Source organism: Pseudoalteromonas sp. ESRF-bin5, assembly GCF_002632075.1.
Classification (GTDB): domain Bacteria; phylum Pseudomonadota; class Gammaproteobacteria; order Enterobacterales; family Alteromonadaceae; genus Pseudoalteromonas; species Pseudoalteromonas marina.
In genome coordinates this window covers 1-25,193 of the sequence record NZ_NTLW01000052.1, presented here as the reverse complement: position 1 = coordinate 25,193, position 25,193 = coordinate 1, and the positions used below count along the sequence as shown (strand labels likewise).

Genomic DNA, 25,193 nt, shown 5'->3' with positions numbered 1-25,193 from the left:
ATCATCAACAGAGAGCCTAAATAAAGTCCATTGCACACCAAAGGTGTCGCCATTATCTGCCTTTAAATTAGCAGTAACATACCACCATTCAATACCTTGCTGATGATGCGCCCCATGGTCGCGTGGAAAGCTCAGCCCTTGGTGTTTATTTACAGGTTCACCAAATTGCTGTGCAAATCCGCTATGCATTGGTTTATTTTTACTTATTTGCTCTACTTCTGGCTGGCACGCGCTTAATGTGCCAATAAAAACAAAGATAACGGCTGCTTTTAGTCTATTCATGTAAGTCCTATAACTTGGCGACATTATCGGCAACTGCGCTTCGCGTTAATTTTATTAGCGGTAACGCACTCACAAATAAGGCTAAAATAAATATAAGCACAGTAAAACCACCTAATTGCAGCCAATTAACGGTCATGGCCATGGTCCAACCAAAGGCAATGGGCATTACGTAAGTTAATAATACCCACCCAAGGCAAAGCCCCAAAGGTATAGCCAATAACAAGGTGGCTAAAATAATAAGTGCGGCTTGCAATATTTTTGCACCCAATAATTGCAGTTGAGTCACACCCAACGTTTGTAATACTGCCATAGGCTGCAATTGCCCCCGCCCCAGGGTTAAAAAGCTCACCCACATACCAAATAATGCAATCAGCATAATAAATATATTAAGCGCCTGAGTAACATAAAAAGTTTTACCAAATAACTGCTTAGCAAAGCGCTTAAACTGCTGATTAGCAATGACTTGTTGGCTATCTAATTGGTGCTGTTTTTGAATATATTCGGCTATGGCGTCAACGTCACTATTGGGCTTTAGCCAAAGCGATAAACCATACTCGGTGTAACTTAAGCTGCTATTTAATAGTGCTGTTGTAGTGACTATCACATTTAAACCTTGCTCGCCGTAATCATAATAGGCAGCGCGTACTTGGCACGTTAGTGTATTAATATGCTGCCTTAGGGTTATTACGTCACCAACTGTAAGCGAGTACTGCAGCAAGGCGGGTTCATTCACTAAGCAACCCACAATTCCATTTTTGTTTTTTTCAAATACTGCAGATGTAGGTGCTTTATTGTTTAACAAAGTAAGGTGTTGGTTGTAGCTGGCCGTTGCACCAAATGCCATAACATCAACAGCAATTCTATTTTTAGGTGTTTTAAGCTCACTGTTAGCTGACCAATATACGCCTACTTTTTCAACTTCTGGAAGTTCAGCCAGCTTGGTTCCTAATGCTTGAATGTTTTGATCGTGCCTTACGTACAAATCGGCGCTTAGGCGTTTTTCAAGGTGTGTATCTAAGGTGTCGCTAAAACTGCCAACCATAATTTGCATGCCTACAGCGGCACCCATCGCCATTAAAATAGCGAGTACTGAGCTCAACAATGCAGGTAATTGCACTATGCTGTCGGCTTTTAACCACTGAATAATCGGGTTTTGTGTGGGCCATGGCAGCTTAAATACAGCTTTAACTATCGGTGGCGTAACCACAAAAAAGAGCAGTAGCACACAAACACACAGCAACAAGGCGCCCATTTTGGTATTTGCCGTTAGCGCTAAATAACTGGTTGCTGCAATGGCGAGCATTAACATTGGCCATTTAACACGCGCTAAAACAGTACTTAATCGAGCCGACTGGCTGGCTAAAAATCCTAACAAAACAAAAATATTAAGTGTAAAGCCACTGGCAACCATGCTGCTATCAAGGCTGACTACAAAGCTTCTATCTAGTTGGTAAAGCCCTCGAAGAGTGGCCGATACATCCATAACCAAGGCGTTTGCTAGTGCCGCGCCTAATATCGCACCTAACACAGCCGCAAACAAACTAAGCAACGTTAATTCAATAGCCAGCGCCTTAATTAACGCCGACCGTTGACACCCCAACACCCACATTTGCTGCTGTAAGTGAGCGCGCGCATTGTATGCCAGTTTAATTGCGTTAAAGCTTAAAAACGCACCTACCACATAACCCAACAATGCCAGCGCTTGTAAATTAAAGAAAAACGCCTCCGATAGCGCATCAAAAGCTTGCTCTTGCGCAGCTTCAAGGCGTGCTTGATCGCCTAGCAATGCGTTTAATTTAGCTGCTTGTTTACTATTTAAACCACTTACTTCAAAGTAACTGATCACCCCATTTGCGCGCAGTAACTTGTCAGCAAGGCTAATGTCCACCAGCATGGTCATGCCTAAACCTTGTAATTCGCTTACAGCTAAAGTGCGGGTGGCATCGCCCATGTTTATATTAATACGGCTGTTTTTTAAATTTAGCCGCTGCATTAATTTAGGATCGATATAAACAGTATTTAGTAGCTGTTCAAAACCGGAGTAACTATTGTTTGCTGTTGATGCTGATGCTGAGCTGTCGGTATTTTGTGTAAGCCACTGCAATAAATTGACACCTCTAAGTGCGAGCTTTTGCTGCTTATCGGTTTCAATTACACCTTCTAAAACGGGTTGAACCTGCGTAAAACCAGCGGCCCTAATGCGCGACCACATACTGTTGGGCAACCTGTTTTCACCTAATACAGGGCGTATAAAATGCGTCACAGGGTTTGCAATCAACGCTGTAGTTTGTTGGTAGCGCTTACCGGCCTCCAGGTTTAAACCTTGTATTGCAGTCAGTAATGCCGCACCTAAACTAAAACCAATAAAAAACAGTAATAACAGCCCTACATGGCGGCGATAAAACTGCATATACGTTATTAATATAAGTTTAAGTTCAGCCATTAATTTGGCCATCTTTTAAAAATAGTTGCGTAGTAAATTGATTAGCCAATTGCTGACTATGAGTGACCATAATTAGTATTATTTGCTCTTCTTCACACAAGCTTTTTAATAGCGTAACGATATCGAGTGAGCGAGCCGCATCAAGGTTGCCGGTCGGTTCATCAGCCAATAGTAGCTTGGGCTTATTTAATAGCGCACGGCCTATTCCTACTCGTTGCTGCTCACCACCCGATAGCTGTTCAGGCATCGCTGTTAGCTTATTTTCTAAGCCTAGCTTTTTAGCCATTGTATTTACTTCATCGTCGCTCGGCGATAACCCATTAAGCCTTGCTTGAAAGCACATGTTGTCTTTTACATTTAACGGGCTGAGTAATTGGTAATGCTGAAAAATAATCCCTATTTTACGCCTATAAAGCGCAAGCTCACTGGCACTCAATTCACTAATTTTTTGCTCATTAACCGTAATAGTTCCTGCATCAGGAGACAGTAAACCGGCTAATAAATTTAATAATGTTGTTTTGCCCGAGCCACTATCACCCAGTAAAGCAATGTGTGCAGCGGGTAAAATAGTTAACGATAAATCATTAATTATTTGTCGTTTTGTGCCACCATCTTGCCGTGTAAAAAACACATTATTTAGCGAAATCATAAAATGTAGCTCGTCCTAGGGGCAAAATTTTTAGTTTTGTTTAAACGTTACAATAACAGCAATTCGGTCATTTAAGTGCTTTATTTATGCCCATTACAATAAATTTTATCATTCAGTTAAAGCAATTTTACTAAGTAACTCATTGTATTTTAAACGCACCTAAGCCATGCTAATTATCTAAACTTTAATAAGGTAAGCATGTGTTAGAAATAGCGTTAATATACTTAGCTGCGGCTATTGTGGCGGTGCCTATCGCCAAGCGAGTGGGCCTTGGCTCGGTATTGGGTTACTTAATTGCCGGCATACTCATTGGCCCCTATGCATTAGGGGTAGTGGGCGATCAAACAGATGTAATGCATTTCGCCGAATTTGGCGTAGTGATGATGCTATTTTTAGTTGGCCTTGAACTGCAACCTTCCCGCTTATGGAAGCTTCGCCACTCAATTTTAGGACTCGGTGGCTTGCAAGTAGTGCTAACCGCCGCCGTTATTTTTGCGTTTTGCTTTTGGTTTTTTACCATGCCTTGGCAAACCGCACTCGCTATTGGTTTAATGCTCGCGTTATCGTCAACCGCTATTGTACTGCAAAGCCTTGAAGAAAAAGGCTGGCTAAAGCGCGAAGCCGGCCAAAATGCATTCTCAGTTTTATTATTTCAAGACATTGCCATTATTCCTATTTTGGCGCTGCTGCCATTACTTGCCTTTGCTCCACCAAGTAGCTCTAAAGAAGTCAGCCATTCTATTATTGCCAACTGGCCAGTATGGCAACAAGTTGCTGTATCGGTAGGTGTGATCGCAGCCATTATTGCCGGTGGTAAATACGTATCAGCCCCATTATTTAGATACATAGCTAAAACTCACATGCGTGAAATATTCACTATTTTTGCGCTATTTTTAGTGGTGGCTATTGCTCTTGTTATGCAAAGTATTGGGCTTTCACAAGCATTAGGAACGTTTTTAGCAGGGGTAGTCCTTGCCGAAAGTGAATTTAGGCACGAGCTCGAAGCCGATATAGAGCCCTTTAAAGGCCTACTTCTCGGGTTATTTTTTATAACCGTAGGTGCCTCTATTAACTTTGAGTTATTGGCTAGTGAGTTTTCAACTGTTATCGCACTTGTTGCATTACTTATTGTGGTAAAAGCCTGTATTTTATATGCCCTTGCCATTACCTTTAACATCAGTAAAAAACAGCGCTTACTATTTGCATTAGCCCTTGCACAAGGCGGCGAATTTGCCTTTGTATTATTAAGCGTAACCACAACACTGGCCATTTTAACACCAGAACAAACAAGCTTAGTAACCCTGGTCGTCGCCGTATCCATGTTAGTAGCGCCGCTGTTGTTAATGATGTACGAACAACTCGAAAAGCGCAGCCATACCAGTGCGCCAGAGTTCGACAAGCCTGAACAAATTAGCACAGCTAAACACGTTATTATTGCGGGCTACGGACGGTTTGGACAAATTATGGGCCGTTTATTACACGCCCAAGGCTACGAAATAACAGTACTCGATCACAGCCCCAGCCAAATAGAATTACTACGCCGCTTTGGTAATACCGTATTTTATGGTGACGCCGCACGCCAAGAACTCCTTGAAGCCGCAGGCGCTCATACCGCACAAATGCTGGTTGTTGCCATTGATGACCCAGACAAAACCATTGAAATAATTGAGCTTGCCCACAAAAACTACCCACAATTAAAAATTGTTGCCCGCGCAATAGACCGTCGCCACGCTTACAAATTGCTTAATTTAAAAGTAGATGCCTTTAACCGAGAAACCGTCGACTCAGCTATTAATTTAGCCGTAGAAGCACTCGAGCTACTTGGAAACAACAAGCAAGACGCCGAGCGCGCCGGTAAGCTGTTTAGAGAACACGATCGCGCTGCGGTTGTACAACTTGCCGAACTATGGGGCGACGATGCCAGCTACGGCGTAGCCGTTCGCCAACGTATGGAAGATTTAAAGCAAGTATTACAACAAGACAGGCAAGCACAAAGCGATTTAAATACCTGCGATAGCGGCGACTGTGAAGACGGCCTAACAGAGCTTGCTGATAAACCTAAAAAGCCTGATGATGCTCATTTGGAGTAGTGTCTAAAAATTGATATGTGCTATTGCCATGGGTTAATAGCACTTTTAATAAATACCGCCCTCAAATAAGTTACCTAAAAACATAGCCGTACTTTAGCTAGTGTTCAAAGCGCTTATATGTTCCTCGCCAATCTGCGTGTTCTGGATATTTAATCTTATAAGCATTTATTTCAGCTTTAGAAGCGTACTTAAAATAAGTAAAAACATAGTCACTTATGTAGCTTTCGCCTTCCCCCATTCTCCAAAAAATTTCGCTTGGGTGATAATCTGGAAATTTAATCCAAGGCGGTATTGGTGGGTTGTGCTTTAACTCTTTGTCATAGCGCTCTTTTAGCATTTTCTCCCAAGCAGCTCTATGCTCAAGATACTTATCTTGTTGTTCATCGGTAGTGTTAGCTTGTTTTTCACTTCCCATTGATGAAATAGGTATAAGCATTAAAATAAGCGCTAAAGCTTTGTAAATATTCATAAAGTAATACATTACTAGATATAGGCTTTAATTAAAGCTTTTAGTTCTTCTTTTTCGGCTTCGCTTGTAAAAGCACTAGCCGGAATTATTAAAGCCAATAGCTTGTCTACAAATATATATAAGTCGCCTTTATTTTCTTCTATTGCTTCAACGGCTTGCCATTTATAAAAGTAACGTCCTAGATGATTAGTTTCGCAAATACCATCAGCTTGAAACTCAATTGTTTTATTGCCAATCATTACGCCATTTTCATTGGGGATTGATTGCTTTTTTATCTTATGATTATTGTATAAAAATACAACAATCAATATTAAAAATGGCACTGCTACAATTAACCCACTTGGCCAATGAAAGTCAGAAAGGCGAACAGACTCAACCCGAAAAAAAGTCATAAAAACAACAGTTAGCACGAACCATGCAATCACATTTTTTATAAACCCTAGACCTTTATTATCTTTAGGCGCACACAACTTTTTTATTATAAAATCAGCGTAGTCGGTATAATTCTTTTTAGTAACAGTAATAGATTTGAGCATTGTCATGTCCGTATAAAACGCCTTTCAGCGCACAATTAGGTTTTGTGTTTAAGTTAATTACTAACTACAAGCGTGTATCAAGCTTAACTAACTCACCTGATAGTACATCAAAAATATAATAAAGTGTTTCACTCTCCGGCTTGGTATAAATTAAGATCATATTATTACTAATTAACTGATAGCCCTCAATATTATCCATAATGGATTTCAAGCCTGAGCCATCGTATTCAGAAACTAATAACTCTTTTTGGTCATCACTATTTAAAAAGCCATTTTTATTCGTGTCATTTCGTACAACTGAGTAGATGTTTTTACTTAGAACGCTTTGGTAACTGGTTTCTTTTAATTGAACAGGAGAAAAGCCTACAATTAATACGTTATTTTTGAATAACACTTTGTTTTTCTCGCCAGCTTTAGTAAACATTAAATTTACTGCATTACGACTCAAACTCAGTGCTGAGGAAACAATAATCTTAGCATTAGCGCTGTAAGGTTTTTGATTTACTATTTTGTCAGATGTGATTTCTAAAATGTGAACATCTTTGATTTGACCAATATAATTTTTTTGTAACTTTGGTTCTTCATCAAGGGCCGCGCTATGTTCAATCACCTGAACCTTAGGCGCAGAATAGCCACTTTTAAAAAGATCACTAATAAGGCTCTTACCAATAGCAAAAATTACAACTATTGCAGCAATAAATAGTAATACCTTATTAGCTTTTTCAATAAAATTCATAATACGCATGTTCGATGCAAACTCCTTATAAACAACTGTTACAGCCTTGGTAATTAGTTTTTTACCCATTTAATATTGGTTTCTTTAATACCTAAACCTTGCTTGAATCTCTCAGGAAACTCTAATGAGGGCTTACCAGCCCATCCTCTCTCAAGGTATAAATTGTAGCCGTCATCATTTTTTTCATATTTAACAGCGGACAACCAAATACCATCCCAATCACCTAAAAAATCCAGTTCGGCTAAAGTGTTTGGATATACGCCATTGCGAGTTTTATGTAATTCAATGAGAGAAATAGCAGATACAAAGTTTTGCGTACCAAACCTTTCATCGGCTCCAGGTACTTCAAAATCACACCCGGCTAGTAATAAAACAAATAAAAGACTAAATACGTACTTTCTCATTAAAAGTAACTCCTAACTTTGTTTAAACATTGCGAACAATTAAAGCGCCGTAAAAAACTCAACCAAGCTACTTCAAACTTTCTGAGCGACGTTGTAAAAAAGAACATAATTTTTATTTTAACGGCGGTGGTATTGCTATGATCGCTTCTGGCCGATTTGCTCTGAGCAACTCTTTTAAATTTAACTGTATTCTTTCACCACACATCACAATTCCTTTTTTGTCCTGTGTTGTTGAGTAACCGAGTACTATATTTAGTAAATCTAATTTTTCAGGATTAACTTGAAAAAAAGCTTTGTAATAACCTTTATAACTATTAGCTTCAGTAAAGTTTAAGTCTCCTAAAAAAATATCTTTTATCACTAGAGTAAATGACGTTAAATAATAATTATTAAACATTTCAGGTACATATACATTATAGCCTGTAACGTTACCTACGCTATAGTCTTCATTTATTGCAAAAGATGCGAGTTGACCTAGTTCATCATCACCGCAGGCGAATAATGAGTTAGTCCAGAAAAAACATATAACTAAAAGTGCTCGCATCTAAGTCCAATATAACAGCTTTGTTAAGAGGCATTTTTGCAAACGTCCCTATTGTGTGGACTTCTATTAGTATCAAATAGCGCAAGTTATTGCCAATTAAAAATATTTGGCTGTAAGTGACTGCTTATTTATAAGAAGAGCCGATTATTCGAGGTCTTATTTGGGCAGGGGTATTTTAAATGCACTTTATTTTACAGGGTGATTGGTAGCTCACCACAGCTTGCTGATTGAAGTATAAATTTACCCCCAACACAGCAAGCTCGTTTTACACCATATTAAAACTCATCTAAATCCTAGTGGTGGTGCCCACCTTGAATAGCTTCACCTTGCTGGTTGTAAAACCCTGTTGCACCATGCTCTATAAAACCTAGGTTTATCATTTTTGCTAAAAACGGGTCGTTTTCGTTATCGCCAATGTCGGCGTAGTCGGTGGTTTGAAAGCGGTCCCACTGTGCAAATTGCGAAGTAATTTGCTGCTTGTTGTAGCTTACGTTATTTAAGCTTAGTAACGTGATTGTTTGGTTTTTTGTGTTATTTACACTAAAAGATTTAACAAGCTGGGTTTGGCTATAATAAGCAAGTGTGTAGGTATTTTCACCCTCTTGGTAAGTGTAGTTTTTTACCTCATCACAGCCTGTGCCTTGCGTTTTTGTAAGGGTCATTTTTTTAATTAAGTGATTATCCACCAGCTGATTTTTAGCACTCCAATTTTGTACGCCGCGCACTTCCGATGGCTGATACTCAATACCGCGTTGTTGGGCATTAAAATAACGTATTGGACGAATTTGTTTATTAGCTAAATGTTGCCACAGCTCAGTAGTAACATCGTTTTGATGTGCGACTTGCTGGTTATTACGCCAAAGTGTAAATACCTGGCTATTTTGCTTATTTTTATGAGTGTTGGTAATTGTGTAGTCGGCTTTTAAATACTGGCTATTTAGGTTGCACTGAGTGGCAACTGCGCTGGCGCTTGTTAGTGTGGCAACCAACATGGTTGCGAGTAATGATAATGCTGTTTTCATGGTGCTCTCTATATTTAACGTCACTGTTATTGCCATAACATAACCACTAACAATGGCATTTTTATGACATAAAAAAGCCCGCAAAATAATGCGGGCTTTTAATAGGCTCTATTTACTGACCCACTGTTTCATCGGCTGTTTTAACTAGGTCTGCGGCAAAGTCCATTACATGGAATAAAAAGCTTTGCTCGTTTGTGCCTGTTACTAAATGTGCACCTGGGCCCATTGCGTAAACACCTACATCTTCACCTGCGTGGGTTTCTGAACTAAGTGGTACTAACGACTCTTGGTGAAAGCCCGGTGTGGTTGTATCAACATTTGTTAAATCAACACGCCCTGTAACCGGTGCAGCTAAGTAAGAAGCGTCGGCATTGGTTTCATCGCCTAAGTCTCTGTAGCCTAAACCATTGGTGTAACCTACTGTAGTATATGGCATGTCGTCGGCTGCAAGGCTTGGCTCGGTTTGGCCAACTGCAACCACTTTACCTAATATTGGGTTACCACGTTTTGGGTAGCCTGCAATAGTAAATACATGGCTGTGATCGGCAGTCACCACAATCAGCGTTTCTTCTGGGTTAGTGCTGTCCATAGCGGCTTTAACGGCTTTAGCAAATTCAATGGTGTCGTTAAGCGCGTTGTATGCATTACCTGCGTGGTGTGCGTGATCTATTCGCCCAGCCTCTACCGATAAGAAAAAGCCGTTTTCGTTGTTGTTAAGCACGTTGATTGCTTTTTCGGTCATTTGTGAAAGCGAAGGCTCGCCCGCTACATCGTTTGCACGGTCAGCTTCGTATTGCATGTGAGATTCGTTAAATAAACCAAACACCTTTGTAGCATCGTCGCTAATTGCATCAAACCCTGTTTGGTCCATTACGTAGTTGCCATTAGGGTAAGTAGCTTGCCACTCGGTTACTAAGTTACGGCCATCGGTACGATCCCCTTCAACTGCGCTGATTGCATCGCTTGAATTAGCCGTGGCATCTTTTGGTAAAAAGTGACGACGACCGCCACCCATTACTACGTCAATACCATCTACATCAATGCCTGCAAAGCGTGCTTCTAGGTTAGCTTCAAAGTTAACAAGTTGCGATGCAATGTCTTCACATGCGTCTGAACCTGCTGGCATATCAGAGTTATCTTCCCAGTTACGATCAGCCGACTTCGCATACGTTGCCGCGGGTGTTGCGTGAGTAATTCGTGCCGTTGAAATAAGGCCTGTTGCTTTACCTGCTATTTCAGCAAGCTCAAGCGAGGTGACCAGCTCATTACCTGCAACAGTTGAACAAACACCGCGCTCAATGTCTTCGTCTACACCGATTACGCCAACATCAGTTTTAACGCCTGACACCATCGCCGTCATTGTGCCTGCTGAATCAGGTGTTTGTGCATCAACGTTGTACGTTTTAACAAAGCCTGAGTAAGGCATGGTTTCAAAACTAAGTTGGTAGTCTTCACCCATACCGCCTTCAAGCTGGCCCGCTAAAATACGTGCAGCCGTAACAGTAGAAATACCCATACCGTCGCCTACAAATAAAATTACATTTTTCGCCTTGCCCGACTCTGTAACCGCCTCGTTATTAGCTTGCTGCGTTGCTGATAACTTTGTTTGTGCGTCGCTATACCAGGCATTACCTGTAAGGTTAGCTAATTGCTCAGTAGTTAGCGACGTTGCCGGCGCATTACACACTAGGTTAGATGAGTTAACTTCGTCGCTATCGAGTTCGCCATTTTCGTTTGTATCTACGCCCACTTGGGTTTCTACACCGCCATTAATACATTGCGCTGAGCCCACGGCTATGGCGTTGTCTACTGCGATAATGTTGTTATCACTTTTATCGTCATCACTTGAACAACCCGCTAGCGCGACCATTACTGCTAAAGAAAGTACTGTTAATTTTTTCATGTTCGCCGCCATTATTGCTGAGTTAATTCAAGAGCTTGGTTAATTAGATGAAATACAACGTTTTGCTCAATAACGCCTTGAGCAAGTTGTGCACCTGGGCCTTTAGCATGCAGTGAAATATCTTCACCGGCATGTGTTTCAGAACCGAGTGGCACGGTTGTTTCTTGGTGAAAACCTGGGGTTGTTGTATCAACACCATTTAACTCAACGCGCCCAGCTACTGGGCCGCTTAAGTAGGTTGCATCAGCGTTTGTTTCATCACCTAGGTCTCTAAAACCTAAACCATTTGCATAACCTACTGTAGTGTATGGCATGTCATCGGCAGCAAGGCTTGGCGCTGTTTGGCCTACGGCCACTACTTGGCCTAAAATTGGGTTACCGCGCTTAGGGTAACCAGCAATAGTAAATACGTGGCTGTGATCGGCAGTCACTAAAATAAGGGTTTCTTCTGGGTTGGTATTATCGATTGCTGCTTGAACTGCATTGGCAAATTCAATGGTGTCGTTAAGTGCGTTGTAAGCATTGCCTGCGTGGTGCGCATGGTCAATACGGCCCGACTCAACCGTTAAGAAAAAGCCATTGTCGTTTTTACCCAGCACGTCGATTGCTTTTGTGGTCATTTCACTAAGTGACGGCTCGCCTGCTACGTCGTTTGCTCGGTCAGCTTCGTATTGCATGTGCGATTCGTTAAATAAACCAAATACTTTCGTAGCGTCATCGGCAATAGCATCAAACCCTGCTTGGTCCATGACGTACGTTGCATTTGGATATTGTGTTTGCCACTCAGTGACAAGGTTACGCTCATCGGTACGATCGCCTTCAACGGCGCTTGTTGCATCGCTTGAATTAGCCGCAGCATCTTTTGGTAAAAAATGACGACGACCGCCGCCCATTACAAAATCAAGGCCGTCTACGTCGGTACCTAAAAAGCGCGCTTCGAGGTTTTTTTCAAAGTTAACCAGTTGAGATGCAATATCTTCACAGGCTTCTGACCCTTCTGGCATATCTGAAATATCTTCCCAGTTACGGTCTGCCGATTTAGCATACGTGGCCGCTGGCGTTGCATGGGTAATACGCGCTGTAGAAATAACCCCTGTTGCAAGGCCTTTAATTTCAGCTAGTTCTGTTGCAGTTAAAAGCTCGTTACCCGATACAGTTGAACACACACCGCGCTCAATGTCTTCGTCTACACCAATTACGCCTACATCGGTTTTAACACCTGAGATCATTGCGGTCATTGTGCCTGCAGAATCCGGCGTTTGCGCATCTACGTTATACGTTTTAACTTGCGCAGAATACGGGAACTCTTCAAAGCTTAAATAGCCTTCTTCACCTGGGTTGCCTGCTCGTTGGCCTTTTAAAATACGTGCTGCCGTTAGGGTAGAAATACCCATGCCGTCACCCACAAATAAAATTACGTTTTTTGCTTTTGTAACTTGTGCACTTTGTGCCTGAGTATTTTTAGTAGCTAACGTAGTTTGTGCGTTTGTATACCAGTTATTGTCTGTTTGGCTTTGTGGTAATACATTGGCATGACTTGCAGCGCTTAACATAAATGTTAGCCCAACCGCCGCAGCGACCTTTTTAATTTTCATCCTTTATTATTCCCATTATGTAGTGGTTATTTTTGCTTGAAGCTAAAACCTCAAATAAGTAACCGCTGCACTATAGAAAATACATATGACTAATAAAGGACGTTTTAATGAAGAAAAAGTGACCAAAGATTTACAAAAATAAGACACAAAAAAGCGCAGCGGTTTAACGCTACGCTTGTTGTTATACAAGGGAAAATTTTTTAACTATTAAAAGCGCGCCTTAAACGACACACCAAAGTAGCGCTCTGCATCACGCGGTATTTGGTAACGGAAATTATCGCCACTGTAGGTTGTTGCATAGCTTTCGTCTGTTAGGTTTTTAGCGATAAGCGATACTCTAAAGGCATCGTCTTTAAACGATAAACCTACGCTTGCATTTAAAATACCGTAATCTGGTAATAAGGCTGCTGGGTTAAACTCGCCTACATTATTAGGTAGGTCAGAGTATTGCTCGTCAGTGTATATGTACGAGCCATTTACGTGCACATTAAAGCCGTGTTCGGTTTCAATAAAGTAGTCAGCACTTAATGAGTACTTTAAGTCTGGCGAAAATGGAACATCTAGCCCTGAGCGGTCAGTACACGAGCCTGCGGCCACTTCTGGCGGACAATTAAATTCATCAATTTCGGCTTTAATATAAGCAATACCACCGGTTAGCGTAAGTGCATCGGTTGCGGCCCACATAAAGTCAACTTCTGCACCTTGTGTACTTACGTCGCCTGCGTTTGTTAAGCGAGTAATACAGGTGCCGTCTGAACAATCAAAGTTGTTTGCTTGGAAGCCTTCAATTTCGGTTTTAAATACCGCAAAGTTAAACACAAAGTCGCTGCTTGCATACTTATAGCCAAGTTCAAACGCGTCAGACTCTTCCGGCGCTATTTCACGGCCGTCGTTGTCAGGGTTAAAGTTGTAGTAAATATTAAAGCCAGGCCCTTTGTAACCTTGCGAGTAAGTACCGTATACCATTTGGCCATCGCCTAAATCGTATTGCATACCTAAACGGCCCGATACGTTAGTTTCTTCAGCTTTACCCTGCTCGTCAGTATTTAATGTTGCAGGGCGTACACCCACACCACGACGGCCATATACATCATTGCTGACACGGCGGTGCGTGTACGATACTTCGTCATCGGTATAACGCAGGCCAAATAGCATAGTTAAATCGTCAGATAACTCATAAGTACCATCAGCAAAGGCTGCCCAGTTATTAAACTCTGTACTCATGTATGCAGTAGCCGACACAATGTCGTTCGCATTACAGCTAACGCCTAAGCCCTGTGCGTAGCCATCTAAGTCGGCAAGCGCTGCGTCTAGCTCTGCACCCGACAAGTTATTTTGCGCGTAAAACGCCATGGCGCTATCTAACTGGCCTGCGTTATTTTGGCAACTGGCATCGCGAGTAAAGTTACGTTGTGAGTCCATGTTCCAGTAAAATAAACCAGCCACGTAGTTAAATGGCCCACTTAGGTTAGACGTTACACGAAACTCTTGTGAAAACTGATCCCATTGTTGCTCACCAATATCATGTAACTGAAATGGCACACCAAATACGGGTTGATTGCTGTCGCCGGCAATAGAGGTAAAATCACCTTCACGAAACTCGGTGTTATCCCACGAGCGCTGTGCAGTAATTGACGTATACGTGTGGTCGCCAATGGTTTTATCAACTTGTACTGAAAACGCGCTGTGTTTATCTATTGTGCGCGACTCATAGTCGTGGTCAACTTTACGCTGATCTAGGTCTATGTCAGCAACGCCATCAACAATACCGTTACTGTTTGGCGCCGCTTTTGAATCAGGATTACGGCCACTTGGTAGGGCTTCTAAATCGGCACAACAGTCGTCATCGGCGTTGTAGTATTCTGCAATAAATTTAACGTTTAGGTCGTCGGTTGGTTCGTATTTAAATACAGCACGCGCACCTTCACGGTCGTAGCCGTTTACTTTTTCGTTGTTATATACGTTATCTATGTAACCATCAAACTTACCTTTAAATACGGTTAAGCTTGCTGCTAAGTCGTCGCTTAGGCCGCCACTTACAACGCCTTTAAAGCGGTATTCGTTGTCTTGATAAAACGAGGTTTCTATACTGCCGGTAGTGTCGTAAGACGGATCTTTTGTTGTGATATTTACCACACCAGCCGAGGCATTTTTACCAAATAGTGTGCCTTGTGGGCCGCGCAGTACTTCAATACGGTCTACATCATATAAATCAGCAAAAGCTTGACCAGAGCGACCAAGTACTACGCCATCAACAACCGTTGCCACACTTGGCTCGGCAGCAATACTAAATGAAATTGTACCAATACCACGCACGGTGAGCGCCGAGTTACGGGTTGTGGTGCCTTTTCTAAAGCTCACAGACGGCACAAGCGATTGCAAACCTTCCATATTATTAGCAAACGCTGAATTAATTTGATCGCTATTTAGCACCGATACGGCAACCGGCACTTCGTTTAAGCTTTGTGTACGCTTTTGCGATGTCACCACTATTTTTTCAAATGAATCGTTTTTATTATTTTGCTGTTCTTGTTCCGCTTGCGTTTGATTTACTTGTTCTTGCGCAGCATTAACTTGCGCGCTAACAGCTAAACCAGTTGTCATTGCTAACGAGACAGCCAAGCTTAAGATAGACTTTTTAGCTCTCATGTCATTCTCCATATTGTGCGTGTGTGCTGTGTGGTACCGCGCTAGCAATTGTGTGGTTTGCTAAATTACGGTGACAGTGTGTGTTAAGTATTTTCCTTACCAGCTCTTATATCTTATATAAGAGCTACAAATTTAAACAATCAAACTTCGTAATGCAAACATTATGTGAATAAAATGTGATTTAAAATCACGTATAGTGGTTATAACCTGTGTTTATGCGGCCTTTGTGACACCTATATGGGCGAGGCTGTTTTCGTATCGCACATGCCAACGACGCACGCTCCACCAGCTAAACAATGCAGCTAATGTCCAAACAGTAATTAGGCTAGGCACAAAATAAACACTGGTACCGCCAACTAGGCCTAAAGGAGAAAATACAATATATAAGCTAACTATTAAGCTAACCAATACAATGGCGCACGGCAGTGCGTACTTCCAAGGGCTTAAGTTTACTTCGGCTTTGCGGGTAAATTGCCACGGTTTTGCAAGTGGCTTGTAGTAACCAATTCCTAGCATTATTGCCAATTCAATAAAGAATAAAATGGCGTAAATATGGATAAAGTTAATATCAACACCCCACACAAATTTAAGTAGCGTGTAGGCAATAACATGAAAAATAATCGCCACTTTAGCGCCCAATGCAGGCACTTTACGAGTAAATAAACCCACTAACACAATTGTGATGACCGGAATGTTATAAAAACCGGTAAATACACGAATAATGTGCCATAAGCCTTCGGGTGCAAACATGAGTAATGGCGCGGTTATAAACGACAAAACAGCAATAACAATACTGGTTATTTTGGCCACTTTAATGAGCTTTTCGTCGCTTACTTTGTCTTTTTTCATGGGTTTATAAACATCTAAACAAAACAGCGTTGCGGCGCTATTTAGTAATGAATTAAACGAGCTAAATACCGCACCTAACAATACTGCTAAAAAGAACCCTGATAAGTACTGAGGAAGTACATCTTTCACTAAGTGTGGGTAGGCTAAATCAATAGTTTGTAGGCTTTCGTGCTTATAAAGATGGTACGCAATAACCCCAGGGATCATCATCATAAAGGGGACTAGTACTTTAAAGTACCCTGAAAACAACACCCCTTTTTGCCCTTCAACTAAGTTTTTAGCACCTAATGTGCGCTGGATCACGTACTGATTTGTACCCCAATAAAATAAATTAGCGAGGATCATACCGGTAAAAATAGTGCCAAATGGCACGGGATCATCCTCGCTACCAATAGCATTAAGCTTTTCGGTATCGGTATTTACTAAAGTACTTAAACCATCAGCAAAGCTGCCATCGCCAAGCGCAATAAGCCCAAGCGTTGGCACTAAAATACCAATAATAAGTAACCCAACACCGTTAATAGTATCGGATACGGCAACCGCCTTTAAACCGCCGAATACCGCGTATATAGCGCCCACGGAGCCGACAATAATAATGGTAACAATAAGGCTTGCTTGATAACTCATGTCTAATAAGGCGGGTACATCAAATAGCCTAAGCACGGCGATTGATCCTGAGTACAAAACCGAAGGAATAGTAATAAAGCAGTATCCGACCATGAATAAGATCACGGTCATGCGGCGTACGGTATCGTCAAAACGATCTCGTAAAAACTCGGGTAAGGTAGAAAATGCCCCAGCTAAATAGCGCGGTAAAAAGATCAGCGCCATAATAATGGTAGAAATACCTGCGGTTACTTCCCATGCCATTGAACTAAGGTTGTAACCATACGCTGAGCCATTAAGGCCAATAAGTTGCTCGGCCGATAAATTAGTGAGGATCATCGACCCTGCTATAAATGTACCTGTTAAACCACGGCCCGCTAAAAAGTAACCATCTTGGGTGTTAACTTCCCCTTTGGTTTTTTGGTACGAGATATATCCCACCAGCGCCATAAACGCCAAGCACGATAGCAGTGTCATGGTAATGTTCATACCTTCCATACTGTGTTCCTTTAAGCTTACTTAACTCGTTAAAAAGTAAGCTAATATCTTTATTATTATGTGTGTTATGTGTGTTGTGTGTGTTGTGTGTGTTTTAAAACGAGTTTTTAATTTGGCCACGCAGTTAACTGGCTCATGTCTTGCTCTGTGTGTTGAACATCTGGGCCTAGCAATAGCGTATCGCCTTTACGAACGAACACGGCCATTTGTGTAAGCTCAAGCGTGTCTTCGTAATACTTTCCGCCTTGGTATGCCTGCCTATCAGGAAAGCTTAACCATTCCCCTTGCGGTAAGTAAAACTTCACTTTACCGTTTGGTACAACGCATGGCACAACAAGGAGTTTTTCGCCGCACATAAATTGCTGATCAAAACTATGTGCTAATACATCATCAGGAAATGCCAGTGCCATAGCGCGCTGAATAGGCAGCCCTGTTTGCTGCGCTTGCTCTGCACATGTTTGTAAATATGGAATTAACTGATAACGCAATTTAAGCGCTGCAAATACCGCGTCACTTGCTTGCTCGGTGTAAGACCACGGTTCGCGTGGGCCAATGCCATGTAAGCGCATATGCGCACTAAATACCGATGCCTGCGCCCAGCGTACATAAAGCTCTGCATCGCGCGTATCTTTATAAAAACCACCAATATCGGTTGCAAAAAATGGCCCGCCCGACATGCCCCACGCTAAGCTGCCGCGAATACTTGCTGCTAAGCCTTGCCAATCGGCTTGTGGATCGCCGCCCCACTGAGCAGGGAAACGTTGGCTACCCGTCCACGCTGAGCGGCTAAACAAAAAAGGTCCTGTTTTACAGTACTTTTCGGCAGCTTCATAAACACAGCGGTTGTACAGCATGCTATAAACATTATGCAGTCTAATGCCGCTGTCGCCACTATGCGATACCATGTTTTCGTCTTCTAGCTGTTCGCCAAAGTCTGCTTTTATCATATCAACGCCAAGCTCAAACAATGGCTTGTGCGATTCGAGCCAGTATTCGTAAGCGTCGGGGTGAGTAAAATCTAAAATACCCGACTCTGGTAACGGCGTTAGTACTTCGCCAAAGGGGCTTAAATCCCATTCGTATTGATACGCTTTACCTGTGCGTTTGTCTTTTATTAGCCAGCCGTTCTCGGCCGCTTTAGCAAATAATGGGTTGTTTACCGAGATCATCGGGTATTCCCACACACAAATTTTAAAATCCATGGCTTTTAGTTCATCAAGCACAGGTTTTGGGTCGGCGTAACGTGTTGGGTCCCATTCAAAAGCAAAGCGGGTGTCGGTGTCTTGCCATGCTCGGCCATCAAGGGTAATTACATCACACGGCATATTTTTAGCACGTACTTCGCGGGCAACACTTAATAGCTCATCAGCATTTTTGTAGTACGCTTTTGATAAAATAACGCCAAAGCTCCACTGCGGTGGTACCGGTGCAAAACCAGTTAGCTCGCAGTAGCGATTAATACTTTGTGCAGGCGTTTGCTCTTGGTATAAAAATACATCAAGTGCGTCATCTTCAACTAAACACACATAAGCACGTTGCGACCAAAGTGCGTAACCTACGCCATGGGTAACAGGCGCTGGCGTGTGTACAAATAAGTTCCAGCCCTCTGGGCTCCAAGCATATGGGGTATTTTTATATGATTTTTCAGCATTTACGCCCAGTGCATCGTGATTGTATGAACGAATAAGTTGGCCGCGTTTATCAAGCTTGCCCCATTTTTCACCAAGGCCATATACGGCTTCGTCGTAAGTAAGCTCCAGGCTTAAAATCCAGCCGTGATCAGTTTTAGCCAGTGGCGGTAAACGATGCTGGCGTACAAAGTGGCCATCGGTTGCTGATTGCTGTACTAATTTGTCGTTTTTATAAAGCTTAAAATGAAATGGGTCGCTGTAAAATTCTAAACGGTACTCACCGGCTGTGGCTGCAAAGCCTTGGCCCAATGTATTAAGTAATAACGGTAAATTAGTAGGAGTGGCGCTGAGTATATTAAACGCGTGGTCTTGCGTTATGCCTGCATTTAAACGTAAACCAAACTCGCTTATGGTAACGCTGACCTCACCAAATTGAGTCGGTAAAACTAGCACATGGCCTTGCAATTTAGGCTCTGCAATTAAGCGCGCTGGTTCTATTGCGTTCCAGTCTGGCTCACGTAATTCAAATGCATTCATGGGAGTTCCTTACCAACTATAGTCTTGTATAAGACACAAGTTAAATAATTGTGATCCCTATGTCAATGTAAATAAACTTAACTTTAATTAATTAACAGCACTCACTTTAAACTAGGGTAGGCGCCGAGGTAACCACCAGCGATACACCACTTACACCCAGTAGCGTGATGGCAATAATGCGTATCCATTTTGCATCTACGTATGGGGTTAAGCGTCTTGAAAAATGAGTCACAAGTAATACTAAAGGAATTGCAGCCGCAATTAAAAACATAATATCGAGATCAGGCAAGGTGCCAAATAAAGCAATACCCACCCGCACTATGCCACCAATGGTAAACACTGCAAGTAACGTACTACGAATTGCTTCAATAGACCAAGCTTGTTTATAGCACTGAAACACCAGCGGCGGTCCCGACGTTGAAAACAACCCGCCCAGTAAACCACTTACCCCGCCTGCAATTAAAAAGGACCGAGGACGACTTTGCCTGTCGGTTCGCTTTCGTTTTCGTTTTACTAGCATTAAAGCGCAGCACAATAAAATGCTAATGCCCAATATAAAATTTAAAAACTGAGTTAAATGCGCCGACATATATTCAAGTAAAACAAACCCTAGCAACATTAGCGGAATGCCCGTATACAGCATGAGTTTTAGTTCGGGGATTTTTACTGCGTTGCGGTTTTTAACCACCACAGTGGTTGAGTTAACAAGCCCTAACAAACTGACTAAAAACGTGGTTGCCGTTAATGGCAATACATCTAATAGTGTAAAACTGGCTACCACTAAAAGCCCAAAACCAAACCCACTGAGTGTTTGCAATAGTGTGGCTGCACTTAAGCAAAGCGCCATAACTAATATAAGTTCGAATGAAATACTGAACACTTTAAATTTCCTTGGGGTGCGCTATTGTAGTGTAACGATTTGTTTTTAGGCATAATGTAAAAACAAGCTGTAATACAATAGCTCACAATTAACTGATAGCACGCAAAAATGCGCAAAAAGTACCACTTATGTTATAACTACAGGTGGATTGAATTTAACGGTAAATAACAATGAGTAACTCTATGTTTGATCACAAATTAAGTGGCCCAAGCTTGGCTTTTCAACCACTTTACTTACAAGTGGCTGATTATATTAAACAGCTCATTGTTGAAAGACGCTGGGTACCTGGCGAAGCATTACCTAGCGAATTTCGCCTTGCTGAAGAATTTAATGTAAGCCAAGGCACTGTTCGTAAAGCCCTTAACTTACTAACCGACGATAAAATAGTCACTCGCCGACAAGGTGTAGGTACGTTTGTATCTGAGCATACCGCGCAAGACGCACTGTTTAGGTTTTTCCCGCTTCAGGCCGATGGTAAAGGTGCAGACTTACCCAAGGCAGAGCTGTTATCGGTTGAGCTATGCCCCGCACCACACGATGTTATCGATGCCTTACAACTTAATAAAAAAGATAAAGTAACTAAGCTTGTGCGTAGGCGTATTCTTGATAACGAATTTTGTATGAGCGAAACTATATACCTTCCACAAAGCTACTTTCCTGATATACATCAAAGTAGTGATATTCCGCATACATTGTACCACTACTACCAAACCAAATTTAATCAAACCGTGCACAAAACCCAAGACAGCATAAAAGCGGTATTAGCCGACGAAACTGATGCAAAAATGCTCGCAATTAAAACTGGCGATCCACTGTTATTAGTGTCACGCATTACCGAATCAATTGAAGGTAAACGTATTGAATACCGCCAAAGCAAGTGCCGAAGCGATCATTACCATTACCAAATTGAGCTTGATTAACAGATGTAAAACAACTCACAAATAAAAATTTTTTAAAGGCAGCAATCGCTGCCTTTTTGCTATCTGCAGCTTTTTTAATTCGCTGTTTTAACACCTAGCGGTGCGCGCAGTGTTGACACTGTTAGATTCGTATAATAACTTATGTCTTATACAAGACCAAAGTCATTATGCAATTTTAACAGGAATTCCCAATGAGTTCATTAAATAATATCCCGCCAGTCGGGTTCGGTTTATGGAAAGTAGCACAAGAAGATTGCGCGCAAACGGTGTATCAAGCCATTAAAGCGGGTTACCGCCATCTTGATTGTGCCGCAGACTACGGTAATGAAGAACAGGTTGGCGATGGCATAGCCCAAGCAATTAACGACGGCCTGTGCACCCGAGAAGAGCTATGGATAACGTCAAAACTTTGGAATACCTTTCATGCGCCCGAGCATGTAGAGCTTGCGATTGATAAAACACTCAGCGATTTAAAGCTCGACTACCTCGACCTATACTTAATTCACTTTCCGATTGCGCAAACCTTTGTACCAATCGAGACACGCTACCCGCCAGAGTGGTTTGTAGACCCAGATGCCCAAAACCCACACATGGAGTTGGCAAAAGTACCACTACATTTAACGTGGCAAGCAATGGAAGAGCAAGTACATAACAACAAAGCAAAACGCATTGGAGTATGTAATTACTCAAGCGCATTACTTCACGATTTAATGACCTACGCCACCGTTAAACCCGCTATGCTGCAAATTGAATCGCACCCTTATTTAACGCAAGAGCGCCTTATAAGGTTGGCAAAACAATACGACATTCCGGTTACTGCATTTTCTCCACTGGGCGCACTTTCGTACCTAGAGCTTGAAATGGCCGATCAAACAGAGTCTGTGCTTGAGCAAAGCGTAGTGAAAGCTGCGGCGCAAAACCATGGTAAAACACCAGCACAAGTTGTGCTGCGCTGGGGCGTGCAACGCGGAACAGCCATCATCCCTAAAACATCAAAACTTGAACGCATGACAGAAAATCTATCGCTGTTTGATTTTGAACTCAATGAGCAAGAAATGGCCGATATTTCTGCACTTAATATTAACCGCCGCTTTAACGACCCTGGTCACTTTTGTGAAGCAGCGTTTAACCGTTTTCACCCTATTTACGATTAGGAAAATACAATGTCAGCTACCGAACTTAACTACGCCGCAGTGCCTACTCAATTAACCTTTGATGACTCGGTTTTTCCGTGCATTGTGGTTAATAATAATAACGCCAGCACCGTTGAAGAGGCGGTGGCTTTCATTCGAGCAAATAAACCCGAACTAGAAACCAAACTGCGCAGCGCTGGTGCTGTACTGTTTCGTGGTTTTCCGATTAATAGCGCTGAAACCTTTGATACGTTTTCAGCAGGGTTTGATTACGATAACTTTACTTACCAAGAGTCACTATCTAACGCGGTACGTATTAACTTTACCGAGCGTGTATTTACCGCTAACGAAGCGCCAAAAGATGTAGAAATTTACTTACACCACGAAATGGCTCAAACGCCTATTTCGCCAAGTAAATTATTCTTTTTTTGTAAATCGGCAGCAGAGGAAGGCGGCGCAACACCGCTTTGCCGCTCAGATAAATTATTTAGCGCTTTAAAGCAATTTGATAGCCAATTAGCCGATGACTTTGAACAAAAAGGCTTAAAGTACACCACTTACATGCCTGCAGCCGACGATGCAACATCGGGCCAAGGCCGCAGTTGGAAAAGCACGCTCAGCGTACAAAATAAAGAAGAAGCGCACAGTAAACTTACCGAGCTAGGTTATGAGTGGGAGTGGCTAGACGATGGCTCTTTAAAAGCAATTACCCCGGTTTTACCTGCGGTAGTTACCCTTGAAAACGGCGTACAAGTTTTTTACAACCAGCTTATTGCCGCTTACATGGGTTGGAAGGGCGTACGAGAAAACCCATCGGTTGCCATTACTTTTGGCGATGGCAGTGCTATTCCTAAAGCGGGACTTGATAAAATTGTTGAGCTTTCAAAAGAGTTTACCTTTGATTTAGCCTGGCAAGATGGCGATGTAGCACTGGTTGATAACGAAATGGCTATGCACGGGCGTCGTCCATTTACTGGTGAGCGAAAACGCCAAGTACTTGTTGCATTAACCGCAGCTAACGCCTAATGCGGCGAGTAAGTAATGTATTAAAAGCGTATGTATCGCCACTTTGGCAAGGTGCAAGTATTGCAGCAATGACTGGGCTTGCAGCCTTATTTTTAAGTGAACATTACGGCGCACCCGCTATGTTATTTGCTTTATTGCTCGGTATGGCGGTATCGTTTTTGTATCAAAGTGACAGCCCTTGCGCAAAAGGGATCGACTTTACCGGCTCCACTATTTTGCGAGTCGGCATTGTACTTTTGGGTACACGTATTGCTTTAGGCGACTTAATTACACTGGGCTGGCAAACTGCACTTATGCTTGCTGGTGCTATATTCACCACCATTATTTTAGGGGTAGTACTTGCGCGCGTATTTGGCTTACAAAAGCGCTTTGGAGCTTTAACTGGCGGATCTGTGGCTATTTGCGGTGCATCGGCTGCATTGGCTATTTCGTCGATTATGCCCAACAGCGAACACAAAGAGCGCGATACGTTACTTACTGTTATTGGCGTAACAGCTATGTCGACCATTGCAATGATTCTCTATCCAATCATTGTTAATTACCTAGAATTTGATGCCCATAACGCAGGGGTATTTTTAGGTGGTACCATACATGATGTAGCCCAAGTTGTGGGCGCGGGCTATTCCGTATCGCCAGAAACCGGCGACATTGCCACACTCACCAAACTTGTACGTGTAGCTATGTTACTGCCTGTTGTACTTATAATGATGGTTATAATTAATCGCTCCAATCAAAGCAATAAAAGCGACTTACCTAAGGTACCTGGCTTTTTAATTGGTTTTGTTATTTTAATGGTAATTAACAGCTGTTTTTCGCTGCCAAGCGTTTTACTCGAAAGCGCTAATGAACTGTCAAAGTTCTTTTTAATTACAGCTATTGCCGCCATTGGCATGAAAACTAACTTGGGAAAGCTTACCGAAGTGGGCATAAAACCCATTATTTTAATTGTGGCTGAAACTGTGTGGATAGCGTTATTAATACTGGGCTTTATATTCTTTAACTAACTGAATAAAAAAGGTTTAAGCCGTAAATTTCAAGATCAATATACACCATGTTAAACACGGCTTTTTAATTTAATTCTTTCTAAGGCTAAAAAATAAAATGACAATAAAGCTTGGTGTATTATCAAACATGCTGTTATCCTGCTCGGCATCGGGTTGATGAAAACCCAGTTTATTTGTAAGTACCTCGTTGATATTAGTAATAATCCTTCGCGTTATCCTCAGTTAAATGCACGTTTTCTTCCTGTTAAATTGCCTATTTAGGGCACACTTTTATTTATTTTTAGGATCTATTATGTCTAATACAACAACTGGTACAGTTAAATTTTTTAATGAAGCAAAAGGTTTTGGTTTTATCGAGCAAGAGTCTGGCCCTGATGTGTTTGCACATTTCAGCGCAATCTCTGGCGACGGTTTTAAAACCCTTGCTGAAGGCCAACGTGTGCAGTTTACTGTTACTCAAGGTCAAAAAGGCCCACAGGCTGAGAACATTGTTAGCATCTAATTGCTAAACAATTAAATGGGTTAGCAATAACCCATTTTGAATACTAGTTTGAAAGAAGTTTTGTTTTATTTGTTAGTACCCCGTTGTTTTAGTAATAATCCTGCGCGTTATCCTCAAGTTAACTATTTTTTCCGGCTCAATCGCCTCTTTTCAGGCACACTTATATTAATTTTTTAGGATACATATTATGTCTACTACAACTACTGGTTCAGTAAAATGGTTTAACGAAGCAAAAGGTTTTGGTTTTATCGAGCAAGAGTCTGGCCCTGATGTGTTTGCACATTT

Annotated in this window: 22 protein-coding genes; 7 read left to right on the top strand and 15 right to left on the bottom strand. The window is 42.0% G+C overall.

All coding sequences use genetic code 11. The annotated features are described in order from the left end of the window. The 3 genes from BCG07_RS01645 to BCG07_RS01635 form a co-directional block, all read right to left on the bottom strand. Positions 1–282: lipocalin-like domain-containing protein (locus BCG07_RS01645; protein WP_286888259.1), on the bottom strand; the 282-nt coding region annotated here is incomplete at its 3' end. A 7-nt stretch (positions 283–289) separates the two neighbouring features. Then, a complete protein-coding gene (locus tag BCG07_RS01640; RefSeq protein ID WP_243532113.1) occupies positions 290–2,725 on the bottom strand; it encodes an FtsX-like permease family protein in 2,436 nt (811 codons plus the stop codon). Continuing rightward, positions 2,718–3,374, bottom strand: coding sequence for an ABC transporter ATP-binding protein (locus tag BCG07_RS01635; protein WP_243532114.1), 657 nt, complete (start codon positions 3,372–3,374; stop codon positions 2,718–2,720). Before BCG07_RS01635 ends, BCG07_RS01640 begins: the two co-directional genes overlap by 8 nt. 200 nt (positions 3,375–3,574) lie before the next feature. Between BCG07_RS01635 and BCG07_RS01630 the strand changes: the two genes are divergently transcribed. Further along, positions 3,575–5,464 carry a monovalent cation:proton antiporter-2 (CPA2) family protein gene (locus BCG07_RS01630; protein WP_286888256.1) on the top strand — a complete coding sequence of 630 codons (1,890 nt, stop codon included), beginning with the start codon at positions 3,575–3,577 and terminating at the stop codon, positions 5,462–5,464. A 97-nt stretch (positions 5,465–5,561) separates the two neighbouring features. On the opposite strand, the gene BCG07_RS01625 is transcribed toward BCG07_RS01630, so the two are convergent. The 12 genes from BCG07_RS01625 to BCG07_RS01570 all read right to left on the bottom strand — a co-directional run bounded on the left by BCG07_RS01625 (position 5,562) and on the right by BCG07_RS01570 (position 20,323). Continuing rightward, complete coding sequence (locus BCG07_RS01625) at positions 5,562–5,933, bottom strand: hypothetical protein (RefSeq protein ID WP_243532118.1); 372 nt, start codon at positions 5,931–5,933, stop codon at positions 5,562–5,564. Between the two features lie 14 nt (positions 5,934–5,947). Continuing rightward, complete coding sequence (locus tag BCG07_RS01620) at positions 5,948–6,475, bottom strand: YcxB family protein (protein ID WP_286888254.1); 528 nt, start codon at positions 6,473–6,475, stop codon at positions 5,948–5,950. Between the two features lie 58 nt (positions 6,476–6,533). Further along, entirely contained in the window at positions 6,534–7,274 is a 741-nt protein-coding gene (locus BCG07_RS01615; protein ID WP_243532120.1) for a hypothetical protein, read from the bottom strand. Further along, complete coding sequence (locus tag BCG07_RS01610) at positions 7,259–7,609, bottom strand: hypothetical protein (protein ID WP_243532122.1); 351 nt, start codon at positions 7,607–7,609, stop codon at positions 7,259–7,261. Before BCG07_RS01610 ends, BCG07_RS01615 begins: the two co-directional genes overlap by 16 nt. 112 nt (positions 7,610–7,721) lie before the next feature. Further along, positions 7,722–8,153 carry a hypothetical protein gene (locus tag BCG07_RS01605; RefSeq protein WP_243532124.1) on the bottom strand — a complete coding sequence of 144 codons (432 nt, stop codon included), beginning with the start codon at positions 8,151–8,153 and terminating at the stop codon, positions 7,722–7,724. Between the two features lie 293 nt (positions 8,154–8,446). Beyond that, positions 8,447–9,175, bottom strand: coding sequence for a hypothetical protein (locus tag BCG07_RS01600; protein WP_243532126.1), 729 nt, complete (start codon positions 9,173–9,175; stop codon positions 8,447–8,449). Between the two features lie 112 nt (positions 9,176–9,287). After that, positions 9,288–11,078, bottom strand: a complete 1,791-nt coding sequence (locus BCG07_RS01595; RefSeq protein ID WP_243532129.1) for an alkaline phosphatase — start codon at positions 11,076–11,078, stop codon at positions 9,288–9,290. A gap of 11 nt (positions 11,079–11,089) precedes the next feature. Continuing rightward, positions 11,090–12,673, bottom strand: coding sequence for an alkaline phosphatase (locus tag BCG07_RS01590; protein ID WP_058430036.1), 1,584 nt, complete (start codon positions 12,671–12,673; stop codon positions 11,090–11,092). Between the two features lie 207 nt (positions 12,674–12,880). Beyond that, entirely contained in the window at positions 12,881–15,322 is a 2,442-nt protein-coding gene (locus tag BCG07_RS01585) for a TonB-dependent receptor (protein ID WP_039038162.1), read from the bottom strand. 213 nt (positions 15,323–15,535) lie between these two features. Continuing rightward, on the bottom strand, positions 15,536–17,275 hold the full coding sequence (locus tag BCG07_RS01580; RefSeq protein WP_286888247.1) for a solute:sodium symporter family transporter: 1,740 nt from the start codon (positions 17,273–17,275) through the stop codon (positions 15,536–15,538). 107 nt (positions 17,276–17,382) lie between these two features. Next, the gene (locus tag BCG07_RS01575) at positions 17,383–19,443 is read right to left on the bottom strand and encodes a glycoside hydrolase family 31 protein (protein WP_286888245.1); all 2,061 of its coding nucleotides are present in this window, start codon (positions 19,441–19,443) and stop codon (positions 17,383–17,385) included. Between the two features lie 106 nt (positions 19,444–19,549). Beyond that, positions 19,550–20,323, bottom strand: coding sequence for a sulfite exporter TauE/SafE family protein (locus BCG07_RS01570; protein WP_286888244.1), 774 nt, complete (start codon positions 20,321–20,323; stop codon positions 19,550–19,552). A 170-nt stretch (positions 20,324–20,493) separates the two neighbouring features. Here BCG07_RS01570 and BCG07_RS01565 point away from each other — a divergent pair, with 170 nt between their 5' ends. The 6 genes from BCG07_RS01565 to BCG07_RS01540 form a co-directional block, all read left to right on the top strand. Further along, positions 20,494–21,243, top strand: coding sequence for a GntR family transcriptional regulator (locus BCG07_RS01565; protein ID WP_010557877.1), 750 nt, complete (start codon positions 20,494–20,496; stop codon positions 21,241–21,243). Between the two features lie 191 nt (positions 21,244–21,434). After that, complete coding sequence (locus BCG07_RS01560; RefSeq protein ID WP_039038159.1) at positions 21,435–22,397, top strand: aldo/keto reductase; 963 nt, start codon at positions 21,435–21,437, stop codon at positions 22,395–22,397. 9 nt (positions 22,398–22,406) lie between these two features. Next, the gene (locus tag BCG07_RS01555; RefSeq protein WP_010557875.1) at positions 22,407–23,402 is read left to right on the top strand and encodes a TauD/TfdA family dioxygenase; all 996 of its coding nucleotides are present in this window, start codon (positions 22,407–22,409) and stop codon (positions 23,400–23,402) included. After that, positions 23,402–24,406 carry a YeiH family protein gene (locus BCG07_RS01550; RefSeq protein ID WP_286888241.1) on the top strand — a complete coding sequence of 335 codons (1,005 nt, stop codon included), beginning with the start codon at positions 23,402–23,404 and terminating at the stop codon, positions 24,404–24,406. Before BCG07_RS01555 ends, BCG07_RS01550 begins: the two co-directional genes overlap by 1 nt. Positions 24,407–24,698: 292 nt before the next feature. After that, the gene (locus BCG07_RS01545; RefSeq protein WP_006792548.1) at positions 24,699–24,908 is read left to right on the top strand and encodes a cold-shock protein; all 210 of its coding nucleotides are present in this window, start codon (positions 24,699–24,701) and stop codon (positions 24,906–24,908) included. Positions 24,909–25,095: 187 nt separating this feature from the next. After that, a partial coding sequence (locus tag BCG07_RS01540) for a cold-shock protein (RefSeq protein ID WP_286888261.1) occupies positions 25,096–25,193 on the top strand: 98 nt, incomplete at its 3' end.